The organism is Pseudooctadecabacter sp. (genome assembly GCF_020627745.1).
In the GTDB taxonomy this organism is placed as follows: domain Bacteria; phylum Pseudomonadota; class Alphaproteobacteria; order Rhodobacterales; family Rhodobacteraceae; genus Octadecabacter.
Genome location: NZ_JAHDGE010000069.1, coordinates 1 through 5,015 on the forward strand (window position 1 = coordinate 1; position 5,015 = coordinate 5,015).

Annotated in this window: 6 protein-coding genes, 1 tRNA gene and 1 pseudogene; 7 read left to right on the forward strand and 1 reads right to left on the reverse strand. The window is 62.3% G+C overall.

All coding sequences use genetic code 11. From position 1 onward, the window contains the following. Nucleotides 1-2: 2 nt before the first annotated feature. A tRNA-Lys gene (locus tag QZ653_RS14795) sits at nucleotides 3-78 on the reverse strand. Between the two features lie 96 nt (nucleotides 79-174). Here QZ653_RS14795 and dapF point away from each other — a divergent pair. The 7 genes and pseudogenes from dapF to QZ653_RS14830 form a co-directional block, all read left to right on the forward strand. Next, nucleotides 175-990, forward strand: a complete 816-nt coding sequence (gene dapF, locus QZ653_RS14800) for a diaminopimelate epimerase (protein ID WP_296421266.1) — start codon at nucleotides 175-177, stop codon at nucleotides 988-990. After that, nucleotides 987-2,249, forward strand: a complete 1,263-nt coding sequence (mtaB, locus tag QZ653_RS14805; protein WP_296421268.1) for a tRNA (N(6)-L-threonylcarbamoyladenosine(37)-C(2))-methylthiotransferase MtaB — start codon at nucleotides 987-989, stop codon at nucleotides 2,247-2,249. Before dapF ends, mtaB begins: the two co-directional genes overlap by 4 nt. Before the next feature lie 24 nt (nucleotides 2,250-2,273). Beyond that, nucleotides 2,274-2,900 carry a glutathione S-transferase gene (locus QZ653_RS14810; protein WP_296421269.1) on the forward strand — a complete coding sequence of 209 codons (627 nt, stop codon included), beginning with the start codon at nucleotides 2,274-2,276 and terminating at the stop codon, nucleotides 2,898-2,900. A gap of 16 nt (nucleotides 2,901-2,916) precedes the next feature. Next, nucleotides 2,917-3,534 carry an FMN-binding negative transcriptional regulator gene (locus QZ653_RS14815; protein ID WP_296421271.1) on the forward strand — a complete coding sequence of 206 codons (618 nt, stop codon included), beginning with the start codon at nucleotides 2,917-2,919 and terminating at the stop codon, nucleotides 3,532-3,534. Nucleotides 3,535-3,538: 4 nt separating this feature from the next. Continuing rightward, nucleotides 3,539-4,141 carry a glutathione S-transferase gene (locus QZ653_RS14820; protein WP_296421273.1) on the forward strand — a complete coding sequence of 201 codons (603 nt, stop codon included), beginning with the start codon at nucleotides 3,539-3,541 and terminating at the stop codon, nucleotides 4,139-4,141. A 149-nt stretch (nucleotides 4,142-4,290) separates the two neighbouring features. Continuing rightward, nucleotides 4,291-4,854 (forward strand): ubiquinol-cytochrome c reductase iron-sulfur subunit, encoded by a 564-nt coding sequence (gene petA / locus QZ653_RS14825; RefSeq protein WP_296421275.1) that lies wholly within the window; start codon nucleotides 4,291-4,293, stop codon nucleotides 4,852-4,854. 12 nt (nucleotides 4,855-4,866) lie between these two features. Next, nucleotides 4,867-5,015, forward strand: a pseudogene (locus QZ653_RS14830) (cytochrome b); the annotation flags it as partial.

Genomic DNA, 5,015 nt, shown 5'->3' on the forward strand with positions numbered 1-5,015 from the left:
AGTGGTGAGCCGTGTTGGGTTCGAACCAACGACCTACTGATTAAAAGTCAGTTGCTCTACCAACTGAGCTAACGGCCCACGAGGGGTGCATTTAGAAACCATCGCCCAGACCGTCAACCCCTAATCATGCGGTTGGTCTGGATTCATTTTACAGCCTCCCCTATATGCCGCGACATGACACAGACCCTCCCCTCCGGCGTGCCGTTCATGAAGATGCACGGGCTTGGCAACGATTTCGTCGTAATTGACGAACGCGGCGGCGAAGGGCGCGTGACAGATGCTTTGGTCATGGCCATGGCCGACCGGCATCGCGGTGTAGGATATGACCAACTGGCCGTGATCACACAGCGCGGCGATGCCGATGCCCACCTGACATTCTACAACGCTGATGGCAGCACCTCTGGCGCCTGTGGCAACGCCACCCGCTGCATCGCGCGCCACCTGATGGAGGAAACCGGCAAAACAGACCTGACACTGACAACCGATCACGGCACCTTGCTGGCCAAAGACGCAGGCGGCGGCCTGACAGCCATCAACATGGGCCATCCGCAACTGGACTGGCGCAATATTCCCCTGGCACAGGACGTCGATATCAATGCCCTGCCCATCGACGGCGCGCCACTGGCCACGGGCATGGGCAATCCGCACTGTACCTTCTTTGTCGATGATGCGGACGCCATCGACCTTGAAGCACGCGGCGCTGAGATCGAACACCACCCTCTTTACCCCGAACGCACCAATGTGCAGTTCGCCCATGTCGTCGCGGACAACCACCTGCGGATGCGCGTGTGGGAACGGGGCGTCGGTGTCACGCTGGCCTCCGGCTCATCGTCCTGCGCCACCGCAGTGGCTGCGCATCGCAAGGGCCTGACAGGCAAAACCGTCCGCATTGATCTTGACGGCGGCACCATCCACATCGACTGGCGCGAGGATGGCGTCTGGATGACCGGCCCCACCGCCCATGTTTTTACCGGCGTGTGGCACCCATGACCGCGCCAAAATTCACCACGCTCGGATGCCGCCTCAATGCCTATGAGACCGAGGCGATGAAGGAACTGGCCACCGCCGCTGGCGTCCGTGACGCCATGGTCGTCAACACCTGCGCTGTCACGGCCGAGGCTGTGCGCAAAGCCAAAAAGGAAATCCGCAAACTGCGCCGTGACCACCCCGACGCCCCCATCATCGTCACCGGTTGCGCCGCCCAGACCGAACCCGAAACCTTCGCCGCGATGCCTGAGGTCACCAAAATCATCGGCAACACCGAAAAGATGCAGGCAGAGACATGGGCCGGCATGGCCCCTGATCTGATCGGCCAGACAGAGGCCGTGCAGGTCGACGACATCATGTCCGTCACAGAAACCGCAGGCCACCTGATCGACGGCTTCGGCACGCGCTCCCGCGCCTACGTGCAGGTGCAAAACGGCTGCGATCACCGCTGCACGTTTTGCATCATCCCCTATGGCCGCGGCAATTCGCGGTCGGTCCCGGCAGGTGTGGTGGTCGATCAGATCAAACGGCTGGTCGACACGGGCTACAATGAGGTGGTCCTGACAGGCGTTGATCTCACGTCATGGGGCGCAGACCTGCCCGCAACGCCCAAGCTTGGCGATCTGGTCATGCGCATCCTCAAACTGGTGCCCGACCTGCCGCGCCTGCGGATCAGCAGCATTGACAGCATCGAGGTGGATGAAAACCTCATGCAGGCCATCGCCACCGAACCACGCCTGATGCCGCACCTACACCTCAGCCTGCAACACGGTGACGACCTGATCCTCAAACGGATGAAACGTCGCCACCTGCGCGACGATGCGATCCGTTTTTCAGAAGAGGCCCGCAAATTGCGCCCCGACATGACCTTCGGCGCCGACATCATCGCAGGCTTCCCGACGGAGACCGAGGCGCATTTCGAAAACTCGCTCAAGCTGGTGGACGACTGCGCGCTCACATGGCTGCACGTCTTCCCCTACTCGCCACGCCAGGGCACCCCCGCCGCGCGGATGCCCGCCGTCAACGGCAAAGACATCAAAGCCCGCGCCGCCCGCCTGCGCGCGGCCGGTGACGCTGCGGTGACCAAACACCTTGCGTCACAACAGGGCGCCACCCACCGTGTGCTGATGGAAAACCCCCGCATGGGGCGCACCGAACAATTCACCGAAGTCACCTTCGACACCGACCAGCCCGAGTCCCAAATCGTCACCGCAAAAATAACCGGCCAGACAGACACGCAACTCCTGTCTTCATCTGGCTAGAAAAACTCCCCCCGGAGGGCCGATTTGCCCCAAACTCCCACCCTTTACAGTTTTCGCCGCTGCCCCTACGCCATGCGCGCGCGGCTGGCGATTGCGTCCAGCGGCCTGACGGTGGCCTTGCGTGAAATCACCCTGCGCAACAAACCCGACGCGATGCTTCGCGCCTCCCCCAAAGGCACCGTACCGGTTCTGGTGACACAAGACGGCGTGATCGACGAATCCCTCGACATCATGCACTGGGCACTGGGCCAGTCCGACCCAGAGGGCCTTTTGGCCCCCGACGCCCGCGCCCTGATCGCCCGAAACGACGGGCCATTCAAAACCGCGTTGGACCGCACGAAATACGCGGTGCGCTATCCCGACCTTGATCCCGCCGAAAGCCGCGCAACCGCCGCTGCCTTTATCTCCGACCTCAACGCCCAGCTTGGCGATCAACCTTGGCTCTTTGGCGACCGGCCTCGGCTGGCCGACCTCGCCATTCTGCCCTTCGTGCGCCAGTTCGCGCACACCGACCTTGATTGGTGGAACGCCCAGCCCTACCCCCACGCCCAACGCTGGCTGGCGACCTTCAAAGCCTCCGACAGGTTTGCGGCGATCATGACCAAATACACCCCTTGGAAAGACGGCGACGACGTGATCCTCTTTCCGTGAAAGGAGGAGGCCCCCGATGCACCCCAACCCGATCTTTCGCAAAACGCCCGACGCACGCGCGCTGGACCTGATCCGCGCCCGCGCCTTCGGGCAGCTGACGGTCCATGCAGACGGCCAGCTTCACGCGGCCCACGTGCCGGTGCTGCTGTCGTCTGACGCCCTGACGCTCGACATCCATTTGGTGCGCTCCAACCCCATCGCCCGCGCGCTGACCACGCCGCAGGACGCGCTGTTGTGCATCGCCGGGCCGGACGGCTACGTCTCCCCCGATTGGTACGGGGTCGAGGATCAGGTGCCCACGTGGAACTACATCGCCGTGCAACTGCGCGGCACCTTGGAACTGCTCGATCACGCGACGATGCGTGATATGCTCGACCGGCAGTCGGCCCATTTTGAGGATCAACTGCCAAAACCCCCATGGACCACCGACAAAATGACGCCCGAGGTGCTGGACCGCATGATGCGCCAGATTGTGCCCTGCCGCATGACGATCACGGACCTGCAAAGTACCTTCAAACTGAGCCAGAACAAACCCGATGACGTGCGAATGCGTGCGGCTGACGGGATGGACACCTCTGGCATCGGAACAGACACCGCAACCCTTGCCGCGCTGATGCGGACCCCACCGGAGTAATCCCATGCATCTGATCATGTCACCCCCCTCCCCCTATGCCCGCAAATGCCGCGTGATGCTGCGCGAAACCGGCCTTATCGAGAGGGTGGAGGAGGTCCAGGTTTCCTCCAGCCCCCTTAAATCCGCCGCCGAAATCCTCGCCGCCAATCCGACAGGCAAAATCCCCGCACTGGTCCGCGCCGATGGCCCAGCGATCTACGACAGCCGTGTGATCACGCGGTATCTGGATGATCAGGCCGATGCGGGGCTTTATCCGGCACGGTCCCTCTATGAACTGCTGACGCTTGAGGCCACGGCAGATGCCATCATGGATGCCACAGTGGGTATGGTCTATGAGGTGCGCCTGCGCCCCGAAACCCGGCAAAGCCCCGAATGGCTTGAGGCACAGTGGGGCAAGGCAGACCGCGCGATTGCCGCGATCAACAGCCGCTGGATGTCCCATCTGACCGGCCCGCTGAACGCGGCCCAAATCGCCGTAGGCTGCGCGCTGGCCTATGTCGACTTTCGTCATGCAGACCGCAACTGGCAGGCCGGCAATGAAACGCTGGCCAAATGGCAGGCAGATTTTGCCGCCAGGCCCGCGATGGTGGAGACCAATCCGGCCTAGGGGTCAAACGCCGCAGATTGCCGCATAGGCGTGAATGACGCTGGACCTGTAGGGGTGTTGGGGCTAAGTAGCGCGCTGAAAGGACTCCTTTTTCGGGGGTCTGATGCATTTCGACGGGCCAATTCGCCCCAAACTTCGGAGATGGACACGTGTCAAACCCAGAAGACCATCAAGGCACACGCCGCGACTTCATCTACTACGCGACAGCGGGTGCAGGTGCAGTTGTCACTGGCGCAGCGGTTTGGCCGCTCGTCAATCAAATGAACCCTTCGGCTGACGTTCTGGCCCTTGCATCGATTCGCGTTGATGTCAGCGCCGTCGACCCCGGCACGCAGATGACGGTCCTGTTTCAGGGCAAACCCGTCTTCATCCGCCGCCGCACCGAGGCCGAGATCGAAGAGGCCCGCGCCGTTGACGTGGCCGACCTGATCGACCGTGAGGCGAACAACGCCAATCTGGCCGACAGTGACCCCGCCACGGATGAAAACCGCGCGCTGGACGAAGCCGGTGAATGGCTCGTTCAGTCCGGTGTGTGTACGCACCTTGGCTGTGTGCCCGTCGGTGACGGCGCTGGCGACTTCGGCGGCTGGTTCTGCCCGTGCCACGGCTCTCACTACGACACTGCCGGTCGGATCCGCAAAGGCCCCGCACCGCGCAATCTGCCCATTCCTGCGGCAGAATTCGTCGACGAAACAACAATCCAACTCGGTTAAGGAGAACGACCCATGGCCGGAATTCCCCACGACCATTACGAACCAAACTCCAACGGTGAAAAGTGGCTGCACAGCCGCCTGCCCATCGTCGGTTTGATGTACGACACCCTGATGATCCCCACACCCAAGAACCTGAACTGGATGTGGATCTGGGGCATCGT

What these genes read in the sequence shown, in the direction of transcription:
- dapF (WP_296421266.1), top strand. Translation starts at nt 175, where the DNA reads ATGACACAGACCCTCCCCTCCGGCGTGCCGTTCATGAAGATGCACGGG.
- mtaB (WP_296421268.1), top strand. Translation starts at nt 987, where the DNA reads ATGACCGCGCCAAAATTCACCACGCTCGGATGCCGCCTCAATGCCTAT.
- QZ653_RS14815 (WP_296421271.1), top strand. Translation starts at nt 2,917, where the DNA reads ATGCACCCCAACCCGATCTTTCGCAAAACGCCCGACGCACGCGCGCTG.
- QZ653_RS14820 (WP_296421273.1), top strand. Translation starts at nt 3,539, where the DNA reads ATGCATCTGATCATGTCACCCCCCTCCCCCTATGCCCGCAAATGCCGC.